The sequence below is a fragment of the Paenibacillus sp. 01T431 genome (genome assembly GCF_056398625.1).
This window is the reverse complement of record NZ_JBFTPT010000003.1, coordinates 14,826-40,073: the sequence shown is the minus strand read 5'-3', so window position 1 is coordinate 40,073 and position 25,248 is coordinate 14,826. Positions and strand designations below refer to the sequence as shown.

The 25,248-nt window shown below is 45.4% G+C and carries 21 protein-coding genes and 1 pseudogene; 5 read left to right on the top strand and 17 right to left on the bottom strand.

From position 1 onward, the window contains the following. Nucleotides 1-154: 154 nt before the first annotated feature. From AC1DM9_RS05275 to AC1DM9_RS05255, 5 genes and pseudogenes are all read right to left on the bottom strand, one after another. The gene (locus AC1DM9_RS05275) at nucleotides 155-781 is read right to left on the bottom strand and encodes an FMN-dependent NADH-azoreductase (RefSeq protein WP_076266669.1); all 627 of its coding nucleotides are present in this window, start codon (nucleotides 779-781) and stop codon (nucleotides 155-157) included. Between the two features lie 159 nt (nucleotides 782-940). Beyond that, nucleotides 941-1,600 carry a response regulator gene (locus tag AC1DM9_RS05270; RefSeq protein WP_477549969.1) on the bottom strand — a complete coding sequence of 220 codons (660 nt, stop codon included), beginning with the start codon at nucleotides 1,598-1,600 and terminating at the stop codon, nucleotides 941-943. Between the two features lie 9 nt (nucleotides 1,601-1,609). Beyond that, on the bottom strand, nucleotides 1,610-3,262 hold the full coding sequence (locus tag AC1DM9_RS05265; RefSeq protein WP_477549968.1) for a GAF domain-containing sensor histidine kinase: 1,653 nt from the start codon (nucleotides 3,260-3,262) through the stop codon (nucleotides 1,610-1,612). 107 nt (nucleotides 3,263-3,369) lie between these two features. Then, nucleotides 3,370-3,699: pseudogene (locus AC1DM9_RS05260) on the bottom strand (MFS transporter); the annotation flags it as partial. After that, nucleotides 3,669-3,920: a hypothetical protein gene (locus AC1DM9_RS05255; protein WP_441881693.1), complete on the bottom strand. Its 252-nt coding sequence runs from the start codon at nucleotides 3,918-3,920 to the stop codon at nucleotides 3,669-3,671. The gene AC1DM9_RS05255 and the pseudogene AC1DM9_RS05260, both read right to left, overlap by 31 nt. 128 nt (nucleotides 3,921-4,048) lie before the next feature. Between AC1DM9_RS05255 and AC1DM9_RS05250 the strand changes: the two genes are divergently transcribed. The 4 genes from AC1DM9_RS05250 to AC1DM9_RS05235 all read left to right on the top strand — a co-directional run bounded on the left by AC1DM9_RS05250 (nucleotide 4,049) and on the right by AC1DM9_RS05235 (nucleotide 8,839). Then, entirely contained in the window at nucleotides 4,049-4,990 is a 942-nt protein-coding gene (locus AC1DM9_RS05250) for a ribose-phosphate diphosphokinase (protein ID WP_076266664.1), read from the top strand. Between the two features lie 152 nt (nucleotides 4,991-5,142). Continuing rightward, nucleotides 5,143-6,612 carry a spore germination protein gene (locus AC1DM9_RS05245; protein WP_477511723.1) on the top strand — a complete coding sequence of 490 codons (1,470 nt, stop codon included), beginning with the start codon at nucleotides 5,143-5,145 and terminating at the stop codon, nucleotides 6,610-6,612. Between the two features lie 5 nt (nucleotides 6,613-6,617). Continuing rightward, nucleotides 6,618-7,718, top strand: coding sequence for a GerAB/ArcD/ProY family transporter (locus AC1DM9_RS05240; RefSeq protein WP_477549966.1), 1,101 nt, complete (start codon nucleotides 6,618-6,620; stop codon nucleotides 7,716-7,718). Then, nucleotides 7,715-8,839, top strand: coding sequence for a Ger(x)C family spore germination protein (locus AC1DM9_RS05235; RefSeq protein WP_477549965.1), 1,125 nt, complete (start codon nucleotides 7,715-7,717; stop codon nucleotides 8,837-8,839). Before AC1DM9_RS05240 ends, AC1DM9_RS05235 begins: the two co-directional genes overlap by 4 nt. 69 nt (nucleotides 8,840-8,908) lie before the next feature. On the opposite strand, the gene AC1DM9_RS05230 is transcribed toward AC1DM9_RS05235, so the two are convergent. From AC1DM9_RS05230 to AC1DM9_RS05220, 3 genes are all read right to left on the bottom strand, one after another. Beyond that, nucleotides 8,909-9,691 carry a DUF3891 family protein gene (locus AC1DM9_RS05230; protein ID WP_441881705.1) on the bottom strand — a complete coding sequence of 261 codons (783 nt, stop codon included), beginning with the start codon at nucleotides 9,689-9,691 and terminating at the stop codon, nucleotides 8,909-8,911. 34 nt (nucleotides 9,692-9,725) lie between these two features. Continuing rightward, on the bottom strand, nucleotides 9,726-10,028 hold the full coding sequence (locus AC1DM9_RS05225) for a chorismate mutase (protein WP_441881708.1): 303 nt from the start codon (nucleotides 10,026-10,028) through the stop codon (nucleotides 9,726-9,728). A gap of 171 nt (nucleotides 10,029-10,199) precedes the next feature. Beyond that, entirely contained in the window at nucleotides 10,200-11,507 is a 1,308-nt protein-coding gene (locus AC1DM9_RS05220) for a family 4 glycosyl hydrolase (RefSeq protein WP_477578921.1), read from the bottom strand. Between the two features lie 67 nt (nucleotides 11,508-11,574). Between AC1DM9_RS05220 and AC1DM9_RS05215 the strand changes: the two genes are divergently transcribed. Beyond that, nucleotides 11,575-12,555, top strand: coding sequence for a helix-turn-helix domain-containing protein (locus AC1DM9_RS05215; protein ID WP_441881714.1), 981 nt, complete (start codon nucleotides 11,575-11,577; stop codon nucleotides 12,553-12,555). Here the strand turns inward: AC1DM9_RS05215 and AC1DM9_RS05210 are convergent. From AC1DM9_RS05210 to AC1DM9_RS05170, 9 genes are all read right to left on the bottom strand, one after another. Then, nucleotides 12,542-14,158, bottom strand: a complete 1,617-nt coding sequence (locus tag AC1DM9_RS05210; RefSeq protein WP_477578920.1) for an alpha-amylase family protein — start codon at nucleotides 14,156-14,158, stop codon at nucleotides 12,542-12,544. The two genes, AC1DM9_RS05215 and AC1DM9_RS05210, sit on opposite strands and share 14 nt — an antisense overlap. Nucleotides 14,159-14,362: 204 nt before the next feature. Then, complete coding sequence (locus AC1DM9_RS05205; RefSeq protein WP_477579305.1) at nucleotides 14,363-15,454, bottom strand: LLM class flavin-dependent oxidoreductase; 1,092 nt, start codon at nucleotides 15,452-15,454, stop codon at nucleotides 14,363-14,365. A gap of 199 nt (nucleotides 15,455-15,653) precedes the next feature. After that, entirely contained in the window at nucleotides 15,654-17,651 is a 1,998-nt protein-coding gene (locus AC1DM9_RS05200; RefSeq protein ID WP_477578918.1) for a beta-galactosidase, read from the bottom strand. Further along, nucleotides 17,648-18,475: a carbohydrate ABC transporter permease gene (locus tag AC1DM9_RS05195; protein WP_076266656.1), complete on the bottom strand. Its 828-nt coding sequence runs from the start codon at nucleotides 18,473-18,475 to the stop codon at nucleotides 17,648-17,650. The genes AC1DM9_RS05200 and AC1DM9_RS05195 overlap by 4 nt, the downstream gene beginning before the upstream one ends. Beyond that, the gene (locus AC1DM9_RS05190) at nucleotides 18,472-19,356 is read right to left on the bottom strand and encodes a carbohydrate ABC transporter permease (RefSeq protein ID WP_339203747.1); all 885 of its coding nucleotides are present in this window, start codon (nucleotides 19,354-19,356) and stop codon (nucleotides 18,472-18,474) included. The genes AC1DM9_RS05195 and AC1DM9_RS05190 overlap by 4 nt, the downstream gene beginning before the upstream one ends. A gap of 187 nt (nucleotides 19,357-19,543) precedes the next feature. Then, a complete protein-coding gene (locus AC1DM9_RS05185) occupies nucleotides 19,544-20,839 on the bottom strand; it encodes an ABC transporter substrate-binding protein (RefSeq protein ID WP_477549959.1) in 1,296 nt (431 codons plus the stop codon). Nucleotides 20,840-20,940: 101 nt separating this feature from the next. After that, nucleotides 20,941-22,002 (bottom strand): response regulator transcription factor, encoded by a 1,062-nt coding sequence (locus AC1DM9_RS05180; RefSeq protein WP_477549958.1) that lies wholly within the window; start codon nucleotides 22,000-22,002, stop codon nucleotides 20,941-20,943. Beyond that, nucleotides 21,995-23,773, bottom strand: coding sequence for a sensor histidine kinase (locus AC1DM9_RS05175; protein WP_477578915.1), 1,779 nt, complete (start codon nucleotides 23,771-23,773; stop codon nucleotides 21,995-21,997). The genes AC1DM9_RS05180 and AC1DM9_RS05175 overlap by 8 nt, the downstream gene beginning before the upstream one ends. A gap of 89 nt (nucleotides 23,774-23,862) precedes the next feature. Then, complete coding sequence (locus AC1DM9_RS05170; protein WP_477578913.1) at nucleotides 23,863-25,206, bottom strand: glycoside hydrolase family 30 protein; 1,344 nt, start codon at nucleotides 25,204-25,206, stop codon at nucleotides 23,863-23,865. Nucleotides 25,207-25,248 lie beyond the last annotated feature (42 nt).

Genomic DNA, 25,248 nt, shown 5'->3' with positions numbered 1-25,248 from the left:
TAGCTCTGATTTATCAACTTTTCGTCCATGCTTTCCTATCGCCATCGTACCCGATCACGTATCACACCGCAAATTTTTATTAACGGTTTGAATTTATCCACATACAAAAAGGCAGCCGAAATTATTCGGCTGCCTTCGCATTTAAACGGTTGATTTAGAAACGAGCAGCTGATGCTGCTGCTTCCTCAAGACCTTTTGCTACAATAGCTTCTGCTTGGTCAGGAAGTTGGTTGTGACCTTCAATGATGATGCTCTCTAGGTTAGTCACACCATAGAAGCCCATTACTGTGCGGATAAAGTTATGTGCCATTTCAACCGAAGCTGCAGGGCCTTCGGAATAAATGCCGCCGCGAGCAGTAAGCAATACGACTTTTTTATCAGTGATCAGACCAACTGGGCCTTCAGCTGTATATTTGAACGTTTTGCCAGCTTGTGAAAGGTAGTCGATATAAGTGTGCAATACTGCAGGAACAGTGAAGTTCCAAAGCGGGAATGCAAATACCACTTTATCCGCTGCAAGAAATTGATTCATATATTTGTCCGAAACAGCYACAGCTGCTTGCTCTTCAGGTGTAAGGTCATAACCGCGAGCTGCTTTGAAGTTACCGTTAATCATATCAGCGTTCATGTAAGGCAAGTTTTCATTGAACAAATCAAGCTCAACCACTGTGTCTTCTGGATGGCTAGCTTTAAAGCTGTCTAGAAAAGATTGATATAGCTTAACGCTGACTGCCTGTTCGATTCCGCGATCGTTTGCTTTAATAAATAATACTGTACTCATTGTATATTTCCCTCCAAGATGTTTGTTTACTTTTTGTAAGTACCTTAATTGTATATAGTTTTAGAGCAACAATCATCGGTAAATAGACCGAAAAATCGACATAAAAAAACCGCCAAAGGCGGAGAGCTAGTCTTACGACTATAGTCTTACGTTAGCGTGTTATTCAGGTTCTCGCATTAACTGCACCGCGTATAACGCAGCTTGCGTTCGGTCCGTTAAATCCAATTTGCTTAAAATGCTGCTCACATGCGTTTTGACTGTTTTCTCCGCTACAGTGAGCGAGTGCGCAATATCTTTGTTGCTCATTCCTTTGGTAAGCAATTGCAGCACCTCCAGCTCTCTCGGAGTTAATAGTTCACTTAACTCACGAATAGGCAGCCCTTTCACCGAACTAATCTGCGGCGATACTTGAGCGAGTAACGCACTCGCTATATCCGGATGCAGCTGAATATTTCCTTTATAGGCGCTGCGAATCGCTTCTGCAAGCTGATCAGGTTCTACATCCTTCAGCATATACCCAGCAGCTCCGGATTGTAGAGCAGGCACGATATGACTGCGATCCGAGAAGCTGGTGAGCACAAGCACTTTAATATCCGGATTTTGCCTAGCGATTAAATTGCTCGCCTCGATCCCGTCCATAACCGGCATGTTCAGATCCATCAGTATGATATCAGGCTTAAGTTCAGCAGCTTTTTCTACCGCCTCCTTGCCGTTATTCGCTTCACCCACCAGCTCAAAATCAGGCTGCATGCTTAGAAAAAAAGAAATTCCCTTCAACACAATTTGATGATCATCAACGAGCAATATTTTTATCGTCAAAACAGTTCCTCATTCCTCTTCCCACATTTCCATTTCCGTTGCAATCGGTATAACAGCTGTTACCATTGTAGGTTGCCCTTTTCCGCCCGTTATCGTTAGCTCTCCGCCAAGCGTTTCTGCACGTTCCCGCATCGTTAGCATTCCCATGGTCAGTTTTCCTTTACGCTTCTCTTGCGAAAACCCGCGGCCTCGATCCAAAATTTCCAAGCAGGCGCGAGACTCTGTTTTGATGAGCCGCACATAAACGGTATTCGTATCTGCATGTTTCCTTACATTATTAAGCGCCTCTTGCCCGATTCTCCAAAGGGCTTCTTCAATCGCACGCGGAAGCTCGCGAACGCCCTCCACCTTTTCATACACGGTTAAATCCATGCTCTTGCCATATTGCTTAAGCGCAGTAATTAGCCCATGCTCAAGACCTGCCGGCCGCAGCTGCCATATCAGCGTTCTCATTTCCTTCAGCGCTTCCTGTGACAGCTGTCTTATTTCTTGTAATGATCGTTCCACGACAGGTTCTTTGCCTGCCAGCACCGTCTCGGCTCCCTTCGCTAGAAAGGATAAAGAGAAAACCTTTTGAATAACCGAATCATGCAAATCTCTAGCCATTCGATTTCGCTCTTCCATGCGCGCGAGCTCGCGCCGCTGCTCATATACCCGCAAATTTTCTACGCTTAACGTGAAATGATCCCCAAGCGAATACATGAAGTCCTCTAAGTAATCATCAAACTGCTTGCCTAACTGACTGCTTACAAACAGAACGCCAATCGGGCGGCTGCGAATGCGAAGCGGTATTGCGACTGCTGATGAGAACGGTGGTATCCCTATGGATGATAAGGAAGAGCAGGAATTGCTGTCGCATTCGGACTGTTTGACAAGACGATTCTCATGAAACGCTTTGCTAACCATCCCGCCTTGATCGATGGCAAGCGAAAGCCACTCTTTTCGGACGTGATTGTCTGTATAATGTGCGCGAAGCGATAATTGCTCTTGTTCATACATAAATAACGATACATGCTGCCAGTTGAACGTATCGCCTATATGGCTCACCGCTTGCAGCGGAAGATGATTTATATCTTGTATGGCGTTTATTTTCTGAATAACATCACCAAGCTTCGCATAATGAATCGCGTGCTGCTCCTGCACCTGATACAGGCGGATTCGCTTAATTGCCGTTCCGATCTGATAAGCGACGGCTTGCAGAAGTGCAAGCTCCTCCTCAGTAAAACGATCCTTGCCAGCTTCAGCAACATTTAACAACCCGAATTGATCCGTTCCTGCTCTTAGCGGAACCGTCGCATGATGAGTAACACCTTCATTATCACCAAGCTTGTTCGTGATGGCATATGTAATTCTTGAGCATTCTATAATATTTACCGCTTGATCCAGCTTGTTTTGCTTAAAGCTTTCAATGCACCAGCAAACCTCGCCGCACATGACCGCCTGATTGTTTGCCGCTAAACCTTGAGGCAAATTATGTGTAGCCGTGCAAAGATTTTCACTTTTATTGTCAATCATAAATATCCAGCCCGTAGTAAAACCTGTAACCTGAAGCAGCTTGGCAAGCACATCATTCAGCATTTGATCCATGTCGTTTGTGCTGTTAAGTGTCTCTGCTATCTCCTTCAATGCGACCAGCTCATAAGCTCTTTTTTCTCTGGACATGCTTCCACTTCCTTCTAAGCACACATTATACACCTTCCTGAACAGCAAAAAAAAGAGCCGATCCAAAGCAGCTTGTACTGCTTAAGCTGGATGGCAGGCTCTTTGGATTAGCTCTTTCGAAACGGCTTTTTGATCAAAAGAACATAACAGGCTACAGCACCCAGCTCTGCAATGGCTATCCAAATCCCCATAGGGAGCGCATTTGCGCTGCCTCCAAGACCTACGAGCGGTGAAATCATGCCCCCAAATGTAAAGGATAATAACCCGAGCAATGCAGATGCGCTGCCTGCAGCATAGCCATGCTTTTGCATCGCTAAGGAGAAGCCGGTCGTCGAAATAATACCAACGCTTGCTACAACAAAAAACAATGGCACAAGAATCGCAGCGAGCGGCGCGTCAATTAATATCATGATAAGCAATATTCCGCCAGCTGATGCCTAACAAGGGACGAGCTTGTAACGAAATCATCCGTTAGCTGCGGCAGCGCCGGCAAATACATGTCAAGGGACAACGGCCCAAACGCGGAGAGCGATCCAAGCAAGAGGATCAGCCAAAGCCGTTTAATGCCAGTGGATTGATTTTGAGTTTGGATTTTTTTCTGAGCAAGCAAGTAAGGCATCTCCTTCTGTGGTACTTTTTCCTCGATCCACTTTATCACCTTTCATTATTTGTTCCAATAGAAAAGTCGTTTCATCAAATATTTGTCCTCTTTTGTTTTGTTTGTTATGATTGAGCTAATAATGTCGTTTAACGTAGCATCTTGTAGCTACCATTTAGGAGGATCACATGCAAAAGATTAAAATTTTCTCCGGCACTTCGAACCAGAAGTTGGCTGAGGAGTTATGTAAAGAACTTGAGCTCCCGCTAGGCAATGTTGCAATATCAAGGCATCAAAGCGGTGAGATTCATGTTTCATACGGAGAACCTATTCGTACTTGTGACGTATTCATCGTCCAATCACTTTCCCATCCCGTTAATGAGCATTTAATCGAAACACTCGTCATGATAGACGCTGCCAAACGAGCATCAGCGAAAACCATTAATATCGTTATGCCATACTATGGTTATGCACGTCAGGAAAGAAAATCGGCACCGCGGGAGCCCATCTCCGCTAAGATGGTAGCCGATGTATTGACTACTGTTGGAGCAAACCGAATCATTACCGTCGATTTGCATGCTGATCCGATTCAAGGCTTCTTCGATATTCCAGTCGATCATTTAACGGCGCTTGATTTGATCATTGATTATTTGCGAAGCAAAAACATCAAAAATCCTGTTGTCGTATCGCCAGATGCGGGCCGTGCTACAACAGCCGAGAAACTTGCCGGCTTGCTTGACTGTCCATTTGCGATCATGATCAAAAATCGTCCCGCTCATAATCAGTCTGAAATCACGCATATCATCGGTGATGTTGAAGACATGACACCAATTATTATTGAAGACTTAATTGATACAGGCAGCACAATTGTAAACGTCGTAGAGGCGCTTAAGAAAAAAGGTGCGCATGATTCCTACATATGCGCAACACATGGACTGTTCTCAGCCAATGCGCTTGAGAAGCTGGATCATCCGAACATCCGTGAGGTCGTTATTACAGATACGATCAGTATCGGTCAAGAGCATTCGAGTAAATTTGTCGTACTGCCGATGTCCCCGCTCCTTGCAACCGCCATTAAAATCATTACCGAAGGCGGCTCGATTGCAACGTTGTTCAAATCAGGCTCATAGGCCGTCAGTAAAGCAAAATAACATATAACATCAATTATGCCCCCTTGCTCTTTCGCAAGGGGGTATTTATTTTGCATGCGTATAGCTATGGTAAACCGTGGCAAAATAGGTGTATCAATCAAGACGGCAGCGAGGATGGGAGGACGCAAACAATGGATCAAACAGAACCTATCAGCTCAGACCTGAAAGTAAATATAGAACGTATAAAAGAGATTTTTTCGGATACAAGCGATTTAGTCATAAGGAATCTAACGATCAAGCAAACAACTGAGCAAGCAGCGCTCATCTACATCGATGGGCTGACAGATGGAGCAGCAATTAATAGTGACGTCCTTCGTCCCTTGCAGCTAGATTCGAGCGGGGGAAAACCCGGTGATGAGTTAATGATGACCATTGGACAAATCGTACCCGAAACGGATTGGTACCAAATTGAGATCGCAATACTGCACGGTAAATCCATATTATTCGTGAGCGGCAGAGAGACAGCCTATGTGCTTGGCACAAGCGGCTGGCCGCAGCGGGCAATCGAAGATCCACAAATGGAAGCCTCCTTAAAAGGCGCCCATCAAGGCTTTGTCGAAACCAGCGGCCAAAATATCGCTATGATCAGACGTTATATCCCGAATCGCGAATTAAAAATGAAACGGCTGATTGTCGGCCGGCGCGGCCAGACCTCCGTAACGATTATTTACCTGGAGGATGTAATGAATCCTCAATTGTTAAACGATCTTAAGGATCGCATTCAAAAGATTGACGTAGATGTCATTTTAAACACGGGAGAGCTGGCAGAGCTGATCGAGGATAATCCCTACTCACTCTTCCCGCAATTCGTTCTTACTGAGCGGCCAGATTCTGCAGCATCGCAAATTTTGCAAGGAAGATGTGTCGTTGTCGTTGATCGCTCGCCAAGCGTACTCGTTGCTCCAGTCAGCTTCTACTCTTATTTCCAAAGTATCGACGATTATAGTACTCGTTGGTCCATTGCAACCTTTTTGAGGCTGCTGCGAATGTTTGCATTTATTACAGCTACATTTTTGCCTGCCTTTTATATCGCAGTTGTTTCCTTCCATATCGAGATCATTCCAATGAAGCTGCTGCTCACCCTAGGTGAATCACGTGGACAAGTACCGTTTCCACCTTTTGTGGAGGCCATTATAATGGAAATCACATTGGAAATGCTCCGTGAAGCTGGCGTCCGGCTGCCTGCCCCCGTTGGCCAAACTGTTGGCATCGTTGGAGGTATTGTGATTGGACAAGCTGTCGTTCAAGCTGGCTTAATAAGCAATGTTATGGTTATCGTTGTAGCATTTACAGCCATTTCTTCATTTATTTTGCCAAACTACGATATGGTTGCAGCCGTTCGTTTAATCCGTTTCATGCTCATGATTTTATCTTCACTGTTTGGGTTTGTTGGGATCATTATTGGTTTGATGACGATGATCGCTCATTTATTAACGCTTAAATCGCTAGGCATGCCATATGGAAGCCCACTGGCTCCGCTCCGCTTCTCAGATTTGAAGGACACCCTAATTCGAGCACCATTATGGCTGATGGAAAAGAGACCAAAAAACGCGCTCCCGCTTCAAGAAAAACGTCAAACAAACACTCGGAAGGAGGATTGAGCATATTGACGAACACCGAAGGTAATACGATAACTTCGATGCAATTTATTTTTATTATTTCCGGTATTCAGATTAGTGTTGCCGTCCTTTCCTTGCCGAGGAAATTAGCAGAAATAGCAGGAACGGATGGCTGGATTTCCATTCTAATTGGTTATGTCATCAGTCTTCTATGCGGGTATATCATTATTATGGTGATGAGACATTGTTCTGATCAAACATTAATTGATGCGCTGCCTGCAATGATGGGGAAATGGCTTGCCAAAGGATTTACCCTATTGTTGGCCTTTTTTTTCCTTACCCTTATGTATGACGGTCTTGTGCGCACCATCCTGATTATTAAAATTTGGCTCCTGCCAAACACACAGTCCTACATACTCATGATTCTGCTGTTAATACCCGCTTATAAAATCGCTATAAACGGTCCTCGCATCTTAGGACGATACGCTGAGCTAGTAGCTGTCATATCATGCTGGTTGCCCTTTGTTTATCTATTTACACTGAAATATGCTCATTGGCTCAATTTACTGCCTATATTAAAAGTAGGTTGGCTGCCCGTCTTGTCGGCGGTGAAAGCAACGATTTATCCGAACCTGGGGCTGGCTGCCGTTTTTATATTTTATCCTTATTTAGTTAAGAAGGATAAAGCTGCTTCTTCACTTTTTATATCCAATACAATTACCCTTTCTGTACATCTATTTATTACAATCATATGCTTCATTTACTTCAGTCCCCATGAAATCACACTTTATAATGATCCAATCATCAGTATTCTCAAAACAATTGAATTTCGCTTTATTGAACGGATTGAGGTGCCTTTCATCGCGTTTTATTTGTTCGTCTTCTCACTCGTTTGGATTCCGTCTATGTATATCGTCTCTTTTTGCATAAGCAAGGTTTTCGGGCTAAGCAGCCATCGTATCCCATTACGTATTTTGTGCATTATTCTTGCGATAGCTACTTTTATTCACATCCCCTCATTCAAGCAAAGCGATCAAATTGAATTATGGCTTACTTGGTTTGGTTTTGGGATGGAATATATACTCCCTAGTCTACTGCTGATATACATGGTCATTTACAAACGAATACACCGGAGGGCTGATCTATGAAGCTGCGCCTCTTTTTTGTATGTTGCTTGTTCATTACGATTTGCCTTACTGCATCCGCCTGCGGGGATCAGCTGTATTTAGAAAATGCGGCAACACCGCTTGCTCTTGGCATGGACCTAGATAAAAATGAGAAATTTCATTTTTATTCTTCCGCTCCTGTTTTCAGCAAAAACATAAAGAAAAAGAGTCAAGAAACGTCAGGAAGCGCGAATTCGCTTCGGCAATCCAAAGCGATTCAAGACTCGCAATCAAGCGGCTCCATCCAAGGTCGAAATTACCAAGTGATTCTCCTTGGCAGACAATTTCTGAGTTACGAGGATTGGTTTCCAATGCTTGATGTGTTGTTTCGTGATGCAAGAAACACAGTAACCGACAGAGTTATTGCTGTTGATGGCTCTTTAGATGAGGTATTTTCACTAAATCCTCCTGATCAGCCGCTGCTTCCTATTCTGCTCAGAGGCATGGTCGACACCAAATCGATAAAATCGGAAACGTATGCGACGACCGCCCAAGAATTTCACAGGCAGTTTTATGATAAAGGCTTAACGCCTTACATTGCAGAAGTGAAGATCGTCAATAATCAGGTTAGGCTGAAAGGTTCCGCTTTGCTGAATCCGAAAGGCAAATATGAGCTTTCATTGGGCCCCCAAGAAACGATCCTGCTAAGCATTTTGCAGAAACAAGCGGCACCAGGCTTCAGCTTGTCCTATCCCATTCCCGGTGAGCCTGTTAACGGGCCATTCGAAACGAATATTTTGAGCCTAACTGGCGCCAAAGTAAAAACAAAAATCAAAACTACCTATGAAAACAATAAATTCAAGTTTGATATCCACGTGAAGACAAGGGTCGGTCTCTCCGAGCATCTATTCCCTTTCAATGTAGAGAAGGATGATAAAAAGCTGGAAAAACAGGTTGCCGTTCTCATGCAGGAGCAATTTACGAGCATTATCGAGAAACTGCAAAAACATAAAATCGATCCCATAGGGCTTGGAGTGTATGCAAGAGCAAAGGAATACGAGAAATTTTGCAAGGTAGAGGATCATTGGGGTGAAGTATTTGCGAATGCAGAAGTGCGTGTAAAGGTAGATTTAGAAATCACTTCAATGGGGCCTGTTAAGTAAGTATCGAGGGATTAAAAAAGAAGGATACCGGCAAGTATGCGGTATCCTTCTTTCTAGCGATGACTATTCCTATAGCGCTTGCTGAAAACGAATCTTATGCTCAAGCAGCTCTGCACGCTGATAAGCTTCTGCGATCCCATAAACAGCTATGTCCGCCTTGCTTACTTCTTTATAAGATAATGAAGTCTCCACCTCATGTTCGAAAGGAAATGGATTCAATTGGATAGTCGTTTCATCCTTCCAATCCGCTATCAATGAGGTTTGTCCCGTACGATCGAACCAATAGGGAAACCCATTAGCAAACCATTCATATTGATTTCGAGGCGTTCCCGGCTGCTCCATACATACAAACAGCGACAGCTCATCACAAAGCAGCAGCGCTTTCGCATGAAGCTGAAGCAAACTAACATCCAGCTGCAGTCGCTCGATGATCGCGCTTTGTCTTGCAAATTCACGTTCTACAAACGTAATCGTATCCTCATTTCTGAACCGTTCAGCAAGCGTCGTATACAAAATACTGCCAAGCAAAGCGGCATATTCGCTCGTTTTCTGAACATGATCCAAACCTTTAGAATAGAAGAAAAAGCGAATGTTGCCTGGAAAATCGCGGAACGAAAACGGCATATTTGCTGCATCATTCCAAAGCGGGATACGGTCCAAATCAATCCAGCTGCTGTCATGCTCATATGCAGCGTAAGCTAATTCATCTTTTCGTTTCTCACTATGGAATAACTGGCTCTGCCAGGCAGAAACAAGATCTCCGGATATTCTCGCATGATCATGTTGTGCAATCAATATGAATGCGTCTTCCTTCTCATATAAAATCATCGTTTCCATCCCTTTCTTCGTCACACAGTAGTTGATTACTATTGTATTTCTATATCAGCTAATCACGATTGTTCAGCGCGTAAACCTGCTCAATTTCCTTATGCCGCGAAATAACAACATCCATTAAGCATCTATAAATAGAAGCTGCTGTCTCTGGATTTAAATCATGGCTGCTCGCAAGTTTCTTTATTTTATCAAATTGTTTGGCTTCACGGCTCAGGTCTTGTGCAGCGAGATGATTTGCTGCTTTGTACATACCCACTTCTTCCGTTAATTGAAACCGCCTTGCAAGCAAGGAAATGATGTCGTGATCGATTTGATCGATCGCTTGTCTTAATTCATCTAGTCTAGAAACTTCCATGCGTCTCTCCCTTAAATCTTTTTCCTATAATTGTACCATCTCCATCACCCAGCGGCTATGTGCATTCGCATTTATCGGATGTAAGTTCCAGAACAATAAAAAGAAGAACCGCCTTCTTTCTAAGAAGCAGCTCTCCTTTGAACATTTCTATCGTTTTATTTCGCGAAGACATTACGAATGAAACTGTGGCAGTAAATCAGCATGGCTTTCGAGCATCTGCTCCAAAGCTCGATATGCAGCCTCTTTATTTTCAATAGCCGGATCAGCGTCTATCGCTTTCTTCGCAATAGAGACATTGCCCGTCACTGCTGCTTCAACGACAAGCTCATGAACATCCGAAATAACACGGCACAATTGAAGCAGCGGCTCTGGGAAAGCTGGAACCTCTACCGGATGAATCATGCCGCCTGATACGGTTACTGGTATTTCTACGATTCGATCCGAAGGAAAACCCGGTATTGCGCCATCATTCTTAACGTTCAAAATATCAATCTGAAGGTCGCTGCCTGTATATAACGCGTGAGCAAGCGCTACTGGATGCTCCCAGCTGCCATGGTCAAATAAACGATCATAATGCATTTTGCCTGCACCAATCTGCTTCAGCTCTTCCAAGCGTCTGCTGCGTTCTTCGAGCGATCCATGATATGGAGGTGCTGTCGTATAATGAATGTCCTCTTGATAAGGAAGATATTCCGCATGATGATCGACGTGGCCAGCCGCGACTGCCCCATACTCGCGCAGCCATCGCTTAGTGATACGAAGCTCGCGCTGCGTCTCTTCATCTTGATCAGACCAGTTCTCCTCTTCAATATATTGGATAAGCTTAGGCAGAAGGTCCTCACCCGTGTGGCTATCTTTTATTTCCATCACCCATGCAAAGTGATTAAGTCCAGCAGTTACGATAGATACCTCAGAGGCCGATTTGCCGAGCAGCTTTGGCAAAAATGTGTAGCCCTCAACACCCCGATACGCAATATTGCAAAATCCAGCTATGCGAATCGATGAATAACGTGCTGCTGCCGTTACGACACGAGGCATTGGATTCGTTACATCCAGAATCCACGCCTGCGGACACAACTCCTCCATATCACGGCAAATATCCATGATCAGCGTAATGGACCGGAAAGCATTCATCAAGCCCCCCATACCTCCACATTCCCTTGCTTGATCGGCCATCCCTAATGCATGTAATATATCAAAATCGATTTGCCAACGGCGTGCACCTTGAACCGAGGCGGATACGATAACAAAGTCCGCACCTAATAGCGCTTCTCGTCTGTTTACCGTTGCAGTCACAAGCATGTCTACCTTTAGCTGCCTTGCTATTTCTCTTGCAGCTGCTGCCATCCCTTCAGCGGCATCCAGATTTGGATCAACAAGGACAAGCTCACAGCCTGCAAGCCTCTCTTTTACGATAATATCTTCGAGTACTGTTGGCGCAAATACGAAGCTTCCTCCGCCTATCAATACGATTTTCACGATAGTCTCATTCCTCTCGGTTGTCTTTGGATTGCTATTGTTGAGCGGTAAGAGAGATAATAAAGGTATGAATAATTCCGTTTACAAAGGAGCTATGATGAGCAATCTTAATCCTGCCCTCAACCAATCATTTCCTAATTATAAAGAACAGCTTATCCTATACGGCATGCGTACGTTCGAAGCCGGCCAAGGCCCTGTATGCGATTTACATCTGCATCATCGGATGCTGGAGATCAATATTGTCCTAACAGGCGATCAAATCGCTCGTATTGGAAACGAGAGCTTCACGCAGCATGAAGGTGATATTATTCTCATTCCTCCCATGAAGCTGCATGACTTTATTGTTCCCGATCAGCAGACGATGCACGGTTTTGTCCTTCATTTGCAAAATGTGGACAGCAAGCTGCTCTACGCCTTTCGAGCTTGCGGAGAGTATTTATTTGCGAGAGATCATCCGCTCAATGAACGTCTTAATCCGCTGCTAAAAGCACTTATTTCCTGCTTGCAGCAGAATCCTTCTGCTCACCGCGTCTTTATGCTTTGTAATGAAATGCTGGTGCATTTGGAGGAGTTCGTGCAGAGCGAAGCCTTACTCTCCATCAATGAACCAAATGAGCAGCCGCTTGCTGATCGGATCGCGAGGGAAATTGAGGCGCTCATCAGCACCTTCAATGAGCTCGGTACAGATTCCTCAACGAGCAACTGGCTTGAAACCATCGCAGCCAAGACAGGCATTAGCCGCAGACATGCCGGCCGTTTGTTTCAACAAGCGTACGGCATGTCGCCTCGTCAATATTTATCGATCATTAGACAGCAGGAGGCCATGCATATGCTTGTCATGCGAAACATACCTCTTGAAGAAATCGCATTCCGAATCGGATTCGAGAATGTGCAAAGCTTTATTAGGCAGTTCGCCAAATGGACAGGATTAACCCCTGGCGCCTATCGGAGACAGCATAAATCAACGATAAGCTATTTAACGCCGCTTGAGGTGGAGCCTCATGCTGGTCATTTATCCAGCTCCGTTCCCTCTGCTACCTCAGAATAACTTCAGGACGCTCATTCAATTGTACGCCGCGTTCAGCATACCAATTGAAATGCCGCTCCTCTCCGGCTATCTGCCAACGGGACGGACAGCGATCATCAAGCCAGTCCAGCGGTTCAGCCGGCGGCAGCGGTTTAGACGCTCGTTCGAACGCTTTGCGAATCGCTGCTTCCTGTTCCGCGCCAACCGCCTTTGGATCTGCGGAAATGAACAGCGGTGTTCCGCTTTCGGACAATAGCTCCAGCCACTGCTTGTTCAAATGCCAAGGGATATCGGCGGTCAAGCCAACACAATCCGCATCAGCCGCAAAGAAAGTGTCATGCTGCGGCATGCGGAAAGCAAGCGTGTTGACACCCATTTTACGTGTACGCTCCCACTCCTTACCGCTAGTATCGTCACCGGTCCGCTGAATTTCAACCAAGCCCGCTGCTAAGTGCCCTACTGTATTACAGCCAATAATTAAACTGTCCGCTGAAGCTTCTGCAATCTTCTTATACAAAGCGACAATAATTTCCGCCGTCGTCTTCGTGCGATCAGCAAAAGCTAAACCATGATTACTCATTGATGCGCCCATTTCAAAGCCCCATTTGGCAAAAATATCGAAAGTGGAAAAATCATGCTTAATCAGTTCATAACCCCAATCATGCAGCTTGCGAATTTCATTGCCTACATAGTCAAGCACATCAGGAACGCTTGGGTCCAAATAGATGCTGCCCACATTGTGGCCACCATATCTTCTCCAATGATTTGGCACACTGTTTGCGACTAATAGCGGTCTGCACCATATGCCGGGACGAACCCCGATTCCTTTCATATCGCTGGCCAGCTTCTGCATATCAGAAAACTGATAATTGGGTTCCCAAGGCCCACCATTGCAGCTGCCCCCGCCGCTGCAGAGCTGCCAACCGTCATCAATGACCATAAACGGACGGTTATCGACCGAAGAAGACCAATCTGACACGCGCTCTGAATCTGCGATTATCTCAGCTGTCGAGCTATTCCCATAGGCATAATACCAGTTGTTTCCCCCATACACAGGCTGTGAAGGCAGAATCGGCTGCTTGCACATCATTCTGCAAAAAGCCGTTGCCGCACCGAATGCCGATTCGCCTTCCGCACCTTCTCTCGTTACAATGACCGCAGCCTCGAGCGTTCGATCACCAAGCAGCACTCCCGCTTCACCGCAGCGAATATCAAGCGTCAGGCTAATTCCGCCTGCATCCGCTTGCCAATAAGAAAAGGAGCTTGTACCGGTCTCTACGCCATAACCATGCGTGCGTCCCCCTTCTGACAACAGGAAATACCAAGGCATTTCACGCTCAGCAACTAACCCCCGCCATTCCAAATCACCGTAACCTCGTTCCCATTGGTCACCCAGAACACGAATGCCCCCGCTGTCCAGTTCTCGCTGCCATCTCAGATGAAGCCGCCTAACTGGCGTCTGGCCTGCACTTAATCGAACGGCCATACGATTAGCCATCGTTTCAAATGAAATGACGGTTTCGCCTGCATACCATTCTCGTGAACGGAATGACGCGCGAACCCATCCCTCTTCCCACTCCATTTCAACATTGTCCGGATTGGTTAATAGATCTAAAAACTCCATCGTGAGCGCCTCCCGTATTTGAACATCGTTCTATAAAACCGAGTATAGTATTCGCTGCCAGCAATTTGAATAACGAAATGAGTCGTACCACGAATAAATAATGAACCAAATGGGACATCCAATAACATTAAAAAAAGACTGCCGCCGCCACTTCATGGCATTGAACAGTCTTCATATTCACTATTAATCTGACTTAGCAATCTTTTATTTGCTTAGTTCTCTACGCACAATTGGCGCAACCTTCGTCGCCAGCAGCTCAATGGAAGCCGCTACCTTCGAGAACGGAATGCCGCCGATATCAAACTGAGCCATGTAGCGCTGATGACCAAAGAGCTCATGCTGCGCTAATATTTTCTCAACAAGAAGATCCGGGCTGCCTACAGCCAGCGCATTGATTGGACTTGCCAATTGTTCGAATTGCTCGCGTGCCATCGACTCGCCCCTCTGCTTGCCTCCCATGAACTGGCTTACATAATGAGCATAATAAGGATAATATTCATCCTTCGCTTGCTCAGTCGAGTTGGCAATATAACCATGGCTTGTGATCGCTACTTTTAGCTCTTCTTGTTTATAGCCTGCGCGAACACCAGCAGCACGATATACGTCTACAAGCGGTTTAAATCGAGCTGGATCTCCGCCAAGGATGGCAAGGGCCATTCCTAGGCCATGACTTCCTGCGAGCTCCGCACTCTGAGGTGTACCGCCGACACCGACCCATACAGGCAGCTTCGCCTGATCTGGACGAGGTGCAATCTCAGCATTCAGCAGCGGCGTTCTATATTTTCCATTCCAAGTGATATGCTCGGTTTCATTTAATGCAAGCAGCAGATTAAGCTTCTCCTGAAAGAGCTCCTTATAGCTCTCAAGCTCATACCCAAACAATGGAAATGATTCTATATACGCTCCTCGTCCCGCAATAATTTCCGCGCGTCCATCCGAGAGCAAATCAAGTGTGGCGAAATCCTCGAATACTCGAACTGGATCTGAGGTTCCAAGCACCGTCGTTGCGCTAGTTAACCGAATCCGCTTCGTCGCTTGCGCGATTGCAGCAAGCAGAACAGGTGGAGATGTAACAGCGAAGTCCAAGCGATGATGCTCACCCACTCCAAATACATCAATGCCCGCCTCATCTGCAAGCTTGGCAGCTGCGACGATTTCCTTCAAACGCTCTCTCGCATTCGGCGATACTCTACTGATAGGATCAGTACTTATATCACCTAATGTGTAAATGCCAAACTCGAACACATCTGCCCGTTCCTTTGAAGGCTGAGCAACTTGTTGTATTTTCTCGTTGATGTCAAACACCGCTTTCCTATATTTATATCCAAGGCAAGAGTACATATTTTGTTCGCCGACCTAGTTACTTTACGTAAGTAATGATACATAAGTTATTAAGTCGCGTCAAGATCAAGAGCATGAAGCCCGCCTAAATCTCTTACAAAGTACAAAAGAACCTTCAAAATCACAGTAAAAGTGATCGGAAGGTTCCTACTATTTAGGCTGATATGATGAGAAAGCCCCATGGTGCGAGCTCCAGCTGTTGTCCACTTGTAACTTTACTACCATTCAACAGCTCAGTACCGTCCTGATGCTTGTAGTCAAATGTAACGGCATCATTTGAGTAGTTGAAATAATATCGTATATGCTTTCCGCTAGTATTCAAGCCCGATTTCACGATGATTGGAAAAACAAGCTCTTGCTCTGCGCCCCAAAGACCTGCATTCTGCAAAGCCCCGCATAGCACACGTCTTACAACAGCAGGGCTAGGCAAGCAACCTATATAGGTAGCCGTTCCTTTTCCAAAGTTATTTCTTGTAATCGCTGCATATTCACCCCACTGCGCATGATCATAATAAGCCAGCACTTCAGCGGTTGTTGGCGTGATAAGCTCCATCCACGCTTCAACCTCTTTCGTCTCGTTACTCTGATCGATCAGTGCCCCTTTTAACCCGACATGATTTGGCGTTACGAACATGCTATAGGATATGCCGCAAGCTGCTTGTATGATACCGGGCTGCTGTGAAGTACGTACCTTAACGACCTCGTCGGCGAATCCGCTTTTGAACGTATAAACCACATGTCCCCCGCTTCGTACGAATTCATTTAATCGCTCCAAAGTCTCTGAAGGGGCAGCGTAAAGCGCTGGTACGACAATCATATTGTATTTATCCAAATGGGTGCAGGTCGGCTGAATAAAATCGACCTCGACGTTAAGCTTGTACAATTCGTCATAAAGTGCGCGAACAACATCATTGTAGGTTTTTCCATCTGGAAGCTTAAACCATTCCATTGCAGATAAAGCCTCGTTGCTGACCATTACAGCCACTTGATTGTTTTTGCGGAGGCTGGCAAGCTCCTCGCTCAGCCTAGCAAAATCCGCACCGATCGTTTTGGCTTCGTTATAAACAGGATTAGGCTGAAAATCATGACTGAGCAGCCCCTTCCAATACGTTTCGAACGAATTGTGAATCGAATGCCAGTGCCAATACGCAACCATGTTCGCACCGGAAGCAAGGTGGCTAAACGCCTGCAAGCGCAATTGCCCAGGATACGGCGTCCAATGCGGGAAGGCTTGTGCCTGCGTTTCGAGCACTAAGTAATTATCGTTTTTGAGCGATCGTGTCATGTCCCCGCCAAACGAGATTTCGATGCCGGTTAAATCATCCTGCGAAGGATGATAAATATCGACGCCCGCAATATCAAAAGGCTCCGAAGCAGCGAAGTGATCAACGGAAGGCTGAACACCAAATGAGTAGCCTCTCCATTCAAAATCAAAGTTTTGAGTTACAAATTGTCCCGGCTGCTTATATTCGTTCACGATAGAGACCTGCCATGCCAAAAAATCATTTACCAGCTTCCGCTGGAACTTCGCGAACTCCGCGCCTAAGCTGCCATTGATTGTCCCGACAACGGAAGGGAACTCCTCCCAGCTGTTGATGCGATTGCTCCAATAATCAAGCCCAAACAGCTGATTAACGATGTCGAGCGTTTCATAAGTATCCCTCATATATTTGACGAACTGCAGCTGAACATTTGGCCCCGCCGTGTCATAATGTTTCGTTTCATTATCCGTCTGATAGCCAATCACGGCTGGATGTTTGCTTACACGGCTAATGAGCTTGCGGATGATTCGCTCTGAATAGAAAAGATAAGCAGCATTTGTAATATCCATAATTTGGCGAGCGCCGTATTTACCTGGTCCGCGAGGGGTTACGGCAAGTACATCCGGGTGCTCCTTGACCATCCAAGCAGGCACGGCATAGGTTGGTGTGCCAACAATGACGGCGATTCCGGCTTTGTACATTGCATCCAGCACTCTGTCTACGGAAGAGAAGTCGAATACGCCGTTTTGCGGCTCATGTGTGCTCCATGTCGATTCCGCAATTCGAACCACGTTAATGCCTGCTTCCTTCATCATCCGAATATCCTCATCTAATCGCTCATAAGGCATATATTCGTCATAATAAGCGACGCCATATAACAGTTTATTCATCCTTTAACAGCCCCCTCGGCAATCCCATGCATAATAAACTTTTGGAAGAAGGAGTAAATAATAATGACTGGAATCGCAGTCAGTACAAGCGCCGCCAAAATAAGCGACCATTCTTTGTTATACTCACCGAACAGCGTGTTTGTCGATAAGATAAGCGTGTAATTGCTTACGTCCGTTAGCATGAGCAGCGGCAGCAGGAAATCATTCCAGATCCAGAGGAAATCTAAAATCGCTATCGTCACCGTAATCGGCACAAGCAGCGGGAAAATAATTTTAAAGAACGTTTGATATTCATTGCAGCCATCAATTTGCGCCGCCTCCTCCAGCTCCTTAGGTATAGACTTCACGAAGCCATGATACAGAAAGATCGCCATATTGACGCCGAGTCCAATATATATGATTGCAAGCCCATACGTACTGCCTTGAACAGACAAGGCTTTGGCCATTCTAGTCAATGGAATCATAATCGAATGAAACGGCACAAGCATGGAAGCGATAAACAGGAAAAAAATCAAATTGCTTATCTTTCCGCTCGTACGTGACAGCTTATAGCCAGCAAGCGAAGCACAAAAGACGATGCCGCCGATGCCAAGCACCGAAATAATGATCGAGTTGAGTGTGCTGCCCAGCAGATTGATTTGATGAAAAGCATTTACATAATTATCGAATTGAATCTTCGATGGCAGCGAGACGAACGACTTGAACATCTCACCTTGTGTCTTAAATGAGTTAATAACCGCCAAGTAAATCGGAAAAAAAGAGATTGCAGCCCCGATCGACAGGAAAATGGTAATAAGGAGGGAGGTTGATTTATTCTGTCTCATGCTTCCACCTCTCTTTTTTTCATGACACGAATTTGGATAAATGTGAAGATGAGAATAATCACGAATAGAATGACCGATTTTGCGCTGGCATAACCATATCGGAAGTTGTTTGAGAAGGCTTCCTCGTAAATGTTCATCGTAATAACCTGCGTGCTTCGTCCTGGTCCTCCGCCTGTCAAGCCATATACAACCTCGAACACTTTAAACGCGCCGTTTAGCGTAAGGAAGAAACAGATTGTAATCGCATGTGAAATCATCGGCAGCGTCACATTGCGAAACGTTTGGAAAGCGGTAGCTCCATCGATAACAGCTGCTTCCTTCAAGCTTTGAGGCACACCTTGCAGTCCAGCCAAATAAATGATCATCATATAGCCGACGCCGTTCCAGAGGGAAACGGTCAGAATCGAGAAGAAGCTTACTTTTGGATCACCGATCCAAGCTTGGTCCAGAAACGTAAGCGCTGTCTTTTCTGCCAGCTGAGGAAGCACCTGCGCGAATACAAATGTCCACATAAATGCGCTGATAATCGTGCTTATCATGTTGGGCATGAAGAAAATGGTACGGAAGAAACCTTTGCTTTTGCGGCGTGATTCAATAAATACAGCCAGCAGCAGCGCAAATACATTTTGCAGCACAACCATGAACAGCACATACTTCAAGGTGAACAATAACGAACCGACAAAATCGGGATCGTCTCTGAGCGCTTCAATAAAGTTGCCCATTCCAATAAAGTCATAGTCACGATTCAAGCCATTCCAATCCGTGAAGCTGTAAAACATTCCGCCGAGCGTTGGAATCAGCAGGAAGATCGCGTACAAAATAAAAGCGGGCGCGACAAACGTAAATAACGAGATGTATTTTTTGTAGCTCTTGATCGGCACAGTATCCGCCCCTCTCCTATGTGTCTTTACTGAGCAAAGATGTCTTCGGCGTCCTTTAGACGCTGAGTAGCTTTGACGGTGAAATATAAGATAAGTATGAGAAAAAGATATACTTTCTTATTTTTTAAAATCGGGATGAAGCGAAGCAGAATCTCCTTGTCTCCCCTTCATCCCGAGCATGTGTGGTTTATTTATTTACCTTGTTGTACGATTTCCAAGCTTTATCGAGTGCTTTGAGTACATCATCCTGCGATAATTGACCGGCATAATACGCTTGCAGCCCTTTGCCCACTTCATCCTTCACGGATTGAGGAATAGCTGGGTCTTGATAAGATTTGCCTTCTTTCACATAAGCTGTTGCATCATTTACCCATGGATAGCTCTCATACGTATGCACGGTGGAGATTGGGTTGAATTTAAGCGCTTGGAAGAAAGCATTTGAAGCAGTGTCATCCAGAATATAGTTGATGAAATCCAGCGCGACTTCCTTGTTCTTTGTGCTCTTAGAAACAGCTAGAGAAGTCGAAGCGCTAAGGTTAATAAGTGTCGCATCTGGATTGTCATTGATTGGCAGCGGTGCTACACCAAAATCAAGATCCGGATTGGATTTAAGAATCGTTTCTGCATACCACGGCCCTTGCAGCCACATTGCGCCTTTGCCTGCCGCAAACGCTGCTGCGCCATCATCGCCGCCCACTTCTGTCGCTTTTTCCGTTCCGTTCGCATTGATAAGATCAAAGATGTCGAACATTGCTTTTAGCTCTGTGAAGGAGCCTTCATCCTTATTCATCCGTTCGATGAAGTCAGCGTCCTCCGTATTGATAAGTGCGCCTGCAGCAAGCGGCAGCACGAGCTGTGGAATCCAAGCTTCCTTATATGAAAGCACAAAAGGCGTTACCTTATTCGCTTTAAGCTTCTCGACAACCGCTTTCATTTCTGTCAACGTTTTTGGAGGCGTAATGCCGAGATCCGTAAAGATCTTTTTGTTGTACAAGTAGCCCCATGACAATGTTTCCAGCGGAACGGCTACGACTTTACCATCTGTCGTTGTAACCGAAGGTTTAACGCTCTCCAGCAGCTTGCCGACAAAAGGCTGATCGGATAAATCCTCTAAGTAACCTGCTTTGTAGTAAGAAGGAATTTCGTTAATGGCATGAAGCGCGAAAATATCAGGTGCATCGTTGGAGGCAAGGCGCGTCTTCAAAATTTGCGCCGCATTATCGGCTGTCGGCATTTCGAGCTGTACCGACACGTCGATGTTTTTCTCTGCTTTTTCTTTCGCTACGAAGTCAGCAATATATTTATCGTAATGCTCTTTAAAACGAGGCTGAGCAATGAACATTTTCAGCTTTACGCTCTTAGCTTCACCGCCGCCGCTTGCTGCCCCATCTGTGCTGCCAGCATTATTTGTATTGCTGCCGCAGCCAGCTAACAGTGTTGTCGCGAGCATCGTAACGAGTAAGCCTTTAACTATTTTTTTCATCTCATTTGACCTCCCAGAAGCTTGTTTTGTTTACGCTTTCATTGTATCTAAAAAATGAAAGCGTTTAATTGGACAGAATTAGACTCTTTCGTTGGACATTTTTAAACCTCGCTGCTCTTCCTCATCTCACCTGGCGCGATGCCAAAATGCTTCTTGAACACACGATAAAAATAGGTGATATCCTCGTAGCCCGCCATTTCCGCAATCGCTTTAATGGGAATGCTCTCATCCATCAGCCACTCTTTCGCCTTCACCATGCGCAGGTGCAGCATATAATCCGTGACATTGCGTCCATATTCCTGCTTGAACACTTTGCTCAAATATTCCTTGCTCACAAAAAAAGCTCTAGCGAGCTGCTCCAGCGTAACCGGCTCCGTATAATGTTTCTCCATATACAGCCTGACTTCATCCAGATTCAATTTGTTTTTGAACTTCCGCTGCTGAATAAGCTGCTCTAGTGTAGTCACATAATGATGGGTAAGAAAAGCAGCTGTATTCTCGCCTGACTGGGTGATCTCATGCCCATACGGCGCATGCAGCGAGTCGCTGTCTTGTGAATTAGCATTCATTAATTCCTTAAGCAGCAGTAGCAGCTCTTGTACGACCTGCTCCAGCATGACCGCTTTCGTAATACCGCTCTGTTCAAGCTCCTTCATCATTTGATCTAGTGTTGTCTTAACGCCATCTGTATTCAGCTCATTGAAACGCAGCTTTAAAAGCTTCTTATACGATGCCAATGTATACGAAATATCAAGATCAAGTGATAATGTTCCACGCTCCATTTGAGCAGCTTCAAGCCCGCTTTTGCAATTTTGCAGCGCCGTATTAAGCTCTTTCGGATCAACTGGCTTAAGCAGATAATCCATCGCCTTGAAGCGAAGCGCATGTTTGGCATATTGAAAATCATCATACCCACTGACGACAATTGTCTTGATTGCTGGAAATTGATCATTAAGCTGCTGCAGCAGCGCAGCGCCATCTGTTCCGGGCATCCGCATGTCAGTAATGACAATATGAGGCTGCAAAACCTCCATCATTCGAAGCGCTTCCGTACCGTCCTCTGCTTCTCCTACAATTTCCATGCCGAGGCACTCCCATTCTCCGAACGCTTTTATGATGTCTCTTGCCCAGCTCTCATCATCCACAATGAATACTTTAAGCATGCTGATCTCCCCCTGCTATTGGAATAGAGACGGTGACCGTCGTTCCCGCTCCTAACTCGCTTTCAATCGTAATCCCATAGTCTGGGCCAAAATGCATTTGTATGCGGGACGCTACATTTTGAATGCCGATACGATTGCCGTGCGTCCAAACCTGTCCGCTATGTTGGTGAAGCCGCTTTTGCAGGTCGGCAAGCTTATCCTCGCGTATGCCGACGCCATTGTCACGGATTCGAATTCGAACTTTATCATGCTCACGCACAACGCTCACGCTAAGCTCCCAATGACCTGATTTATTTTCTAGTCCATGGAAAAAAGCATTTTCAACAATCGGCTGAAGCGTCAGCTTCGGAATGGGAGAAAGCATCATAGACTCGTCCATTTCCGTGTGATAGGTAAGCTTGGAGTAAAAACGCTGCTTCTGGATAAGCATATAATTGTTTAGATGATCGATTTCTGCTTTTAAGTAGGCGAGATCGTTCGGATCGCGAATGACATATCGAAACATATCGCTAAGCGATCGAATGATTTCGTAGCTCTCCGCAGGTTTTTTCGTAAAGAGCATACTGCCGATCATTTGAAGTGTATTTTGCAAAAAATGCGGATTGATTTGCGCTTGGAGCGCTTTAAGCTCGGCGGTTTTTTTCTCCAGATTGATGCTGTATTCCGTTATAATATGCTCTCTAATGCGGTATGACATGTTGTAAAGCTTCGTTTCAAGCAAGCCGATCTCATCTACGCGGTTGCTTTGAGGCAGCTCCGTTTCCTTGATGATGCCAAGGCCCTGCATCGATCTTGCGAGCGTAACAATTGGCGTAGCCGTCCGCCAAGCTAACAAAATAGCAATCACAATCGACAGCACGATAGAAATTGCGCCTACGATAAGGCCAAATCGCATCGTCGATTGCGCGCTCTTATTAATAAAGCTGGTCGGGATAATCGTAATCAGCTTCAAGCCTACGGGATCAATCGTGTTATAGAAGACGTACGCCTTCGACATGCGGAAATAACCTTGATCCGCTGTTGTTTCCTTGATCCGCAGCATAATGTTATCCGAGGGGCGCTCTCCGAAACGTTGATAAAGCACATTTCCATCTTCGCTCGCGATCAGAACCTGATGATCCTTGCCGCGGCCTATCAAATCAAGCGTCTGATCAAGCATCGACCAGCGAATTTTAAGCGAGATACCGCCTAGCTTCTCCCGATTCTCAAAACGGTTAATGCTCCGAATCAATTGAAAGTGACCTTCATCCCCATTATTGGATTGAATAAGAAAATCTTTATTTTCCTCAAATAGCTGCTTATAAGGAGAAGGGATAGCAGGCGAAGTTTCCAAATCATATTGATTTCCGCTTATGGTAAACAATTTTCGCGGTTCTTTCAAAAACAGCTCGACGCCGATGACATGATTTCCTGCGGAATAAAACAAATTGCTCAGTGTATCCATAATATTTTTTTGAGCGGCAAATTGGTTAATGAGCAGTGAACCCTCTGTGCTTGCCAAATAATCACTAAGATGAGGGCTGATGAGTACGGAATATACGAGATTGTTCAATTGCGAGAACTGCTCGCCCAAGTAGACGCCAGTCCACTTCATATTGGATAAATTCGTTCCGATTACTTCCGCTTCCATCGACTTTCGGTTGTTTTCGGCTGCTAAGGCAGTAACCGCTATAATCGGAATGACGGATAAAAAAATCATCGTAAAAATCAATTTATTCCGAATACTACGACGGAAGGGTTCTGTCAGTAAACGGATTAGCTTGGCCAACATTTGCTCTCTCGCCTCCCGCTTCTCTTCTAGCTATTGTGTGCAAAAAACTAACGCCCCCTCGATTGCTGGCGTTAGTTTATATGCTTTCATCATCCACATGGAATGACAATTGTATGAAAGGATTCGGGTTCCAGCTCAAGCAGCTGGTGTTTGGAGCCGATGGACAAACGCAGCTCCCTTTTTTCATTGAATGGATTCGTTAAGACGATGATGCGTGTGCCGTCCGGCTTCTCGAAAGCAATTGCATTGCCTGACCATGGACCTTTCAGCCCTATTCTTCGATCATCAGGCGAAGTGAAGTGGGCAAAATGCTTCATCACATAATACTCGGGATTACGAATGGCAAGCTGCTTTTCCTTGTCTACGGTCAGCATCGCATTTTGCTCCCAGCCCCATGTGCTGCGGCCTTTTGGTTCCAGCACCATGTTCCAGTAAATATAAGCGTTCACGCCATTCGTAAAATAATGATGATAGAGATTAAACACATATCTTGCATAGAACCAACTGTTTTCACCGTCACCGCATTCATTTTCCGTTTGCATATAACGAAGCTCAGGATAGCTTTGAACGGTACGCTGCAAAGCATGCTTGCCTGCCCATTGATAGCCTACGCCCTTCACATATTTATAAGCTTCAGGGTCGCTTAGCACCGTATTGGCATACGCATCAAAATCAGTTGCCTTCTTCTTCAGCCATTCATCCCATGCCTCCGGCGCATTAATTGTGCCCAGCCATATTTCTGTATCGAGTCCGTGCCTCTCGAAGGCAGGTCCCAAATAATCACGTATAAATTCACGAAGCTGCTCGCCCGTCCATACGCAGGAAGGAAACTTCTGATCCGCAACCACCTCATTTTGAACATGAACCTGGTGAATCGTAATGCCTTCTGCCTTGTATGCCTCAACAAACTTTACGAAATAGAGCGCATACGCTTCTAAAATTTCTTTCTCCCAGCGCAGTGTGCCGTAATTGTACGCCTTTGGAAATTTCATCCAGGTCGGAGGGCTCCACGGAGAGGCAAACAGTTTCAATTCAGAATTGAGTTTTAGCGCTTCCTTAATATAAGGAATCAAATGTTGTTGATCACGGGCAATGGAGAAATGCTCCATACTTAAGTCTCCGTCTGTTTCGTTTAAGCTATACCATTCCAGTGCATAATCGCTAGCGCCAATCGGAAGCCTGCAAATACTGAATTTATGCTCGCCTTCGGGATGAAAGAGCGCATGCATCACTTGACTGCGTTCTTCCTCCGGCAGATGCTGCAGAGCAGCATAACCAAGCTCGTTAAAGCAGCCTCCAAACCCTTCTAACCGTTGAAAGCTCTCACCTGAGAATGTCAGATTAGTGTTTCCATTACCGGCTTCCTCTATCGTTTTATTGAACCATCGCTTGGTTTCCGTGCTTGCAAACCATTGTATCTGTTTCTCTCTCATCACCGCAAACCTCACTTTTTGAAAGCGTTTTTATCATTATAT

Bases quoted from the DNA above. Each gene is read 5' to 3' on its own strand.
- AC1DM9_RS05250 (WP_076266664.1), top strand. From the start codon at position 4,049: ATGCAAAAGATTAAAATTTTCTCCGGCACTTCGAACCAGAAGTTGGCT.
- AC1DM9_RS05170 (WP_477578913.1), bottom strand. From the start codon at position 25,206: ATGAGAGAGAAACAGATACAATGGTTTGCAAGCACGGAAACCAAGCGA.
- AC1DM9_RS05210 (WP_477578920.1), bottom strand. From the start codon at position 14,158: ATGGAGTTTTTAGATCTATTAACCAATCCGGACAATGTTGAAATGGAG.
- AC1DM9_RS05185 (WP_477549959.1), bottom strand. From the start codon at position 20,839: ATGAAAAAAATAGTTAAAGGCTTACTCGTTACGATGCTCGCGACAACA.
- AC1DM9_RS05265 (WP_477549968.1), bottom strand. From the start codon at position 3,262: ATGTCCAGAGAAAAAAGAGCTTATGAGCTGGTCGCATTGAAGGAGATA.
- AC1DM9_RS05225 (WP_441881708.1), bottom strand. From the start codon at position 10,028: ATGGAAGTTTCTAGACTAGATGAATTAAGACAAGCGATCGATCAAATC.
- AC1DM9_RS05175 (WP_477578915.1), bottom strand. From the start codon at position 23,773: ATGTTGGCCAAGCTAATCCGTTTACTGACAGAACCCTTCCGTCGTAGT.
- AC1DM9_RS05195 (WP_076266656.1), bottom strand. From the start codon at position 18,475: ATGAGACAGAATAAATCAACCTCCCTCCTTATTACCATTTTCCTGTCG.
- AC1DM9_RS05215 (WP_441881714.1), top strand. From the start codon at position 11,575: ATGAATAATTCCGTTTACAAAGGAGCTATGATGAGCAATCTTAATCCT.
- AC1DM9_RS05235 (WP_477549965.1), top strand. From the start codon at position 7,715: ATGAAGCTGCGCCTCTTTTTTGTATGTTGCTTGTTCATTACGATTTGC.
- AC1DM9_RS05180 (WP_477549958.1), bottom strand. From the start codon at position 22,002: ATGCTTAAAGTATTCATTGTGGATGATGAGAGCTGGGCAAGAGACATC.
- AC1DM9_RS05245 (WP_477511723.1), top strand. From the start codon at position 5,143: ATGGATCAAACAGAACCTATCAGCTCAGACCTGAAAGTAAATATAGAA.
- AC1DM9_RS05200 (WP_477578918.1), bottom strand. From the start codon at position 17,651: ATGAATAAACTGTTATATGGCGTCGCTTATTATGACGAATATATGCCT.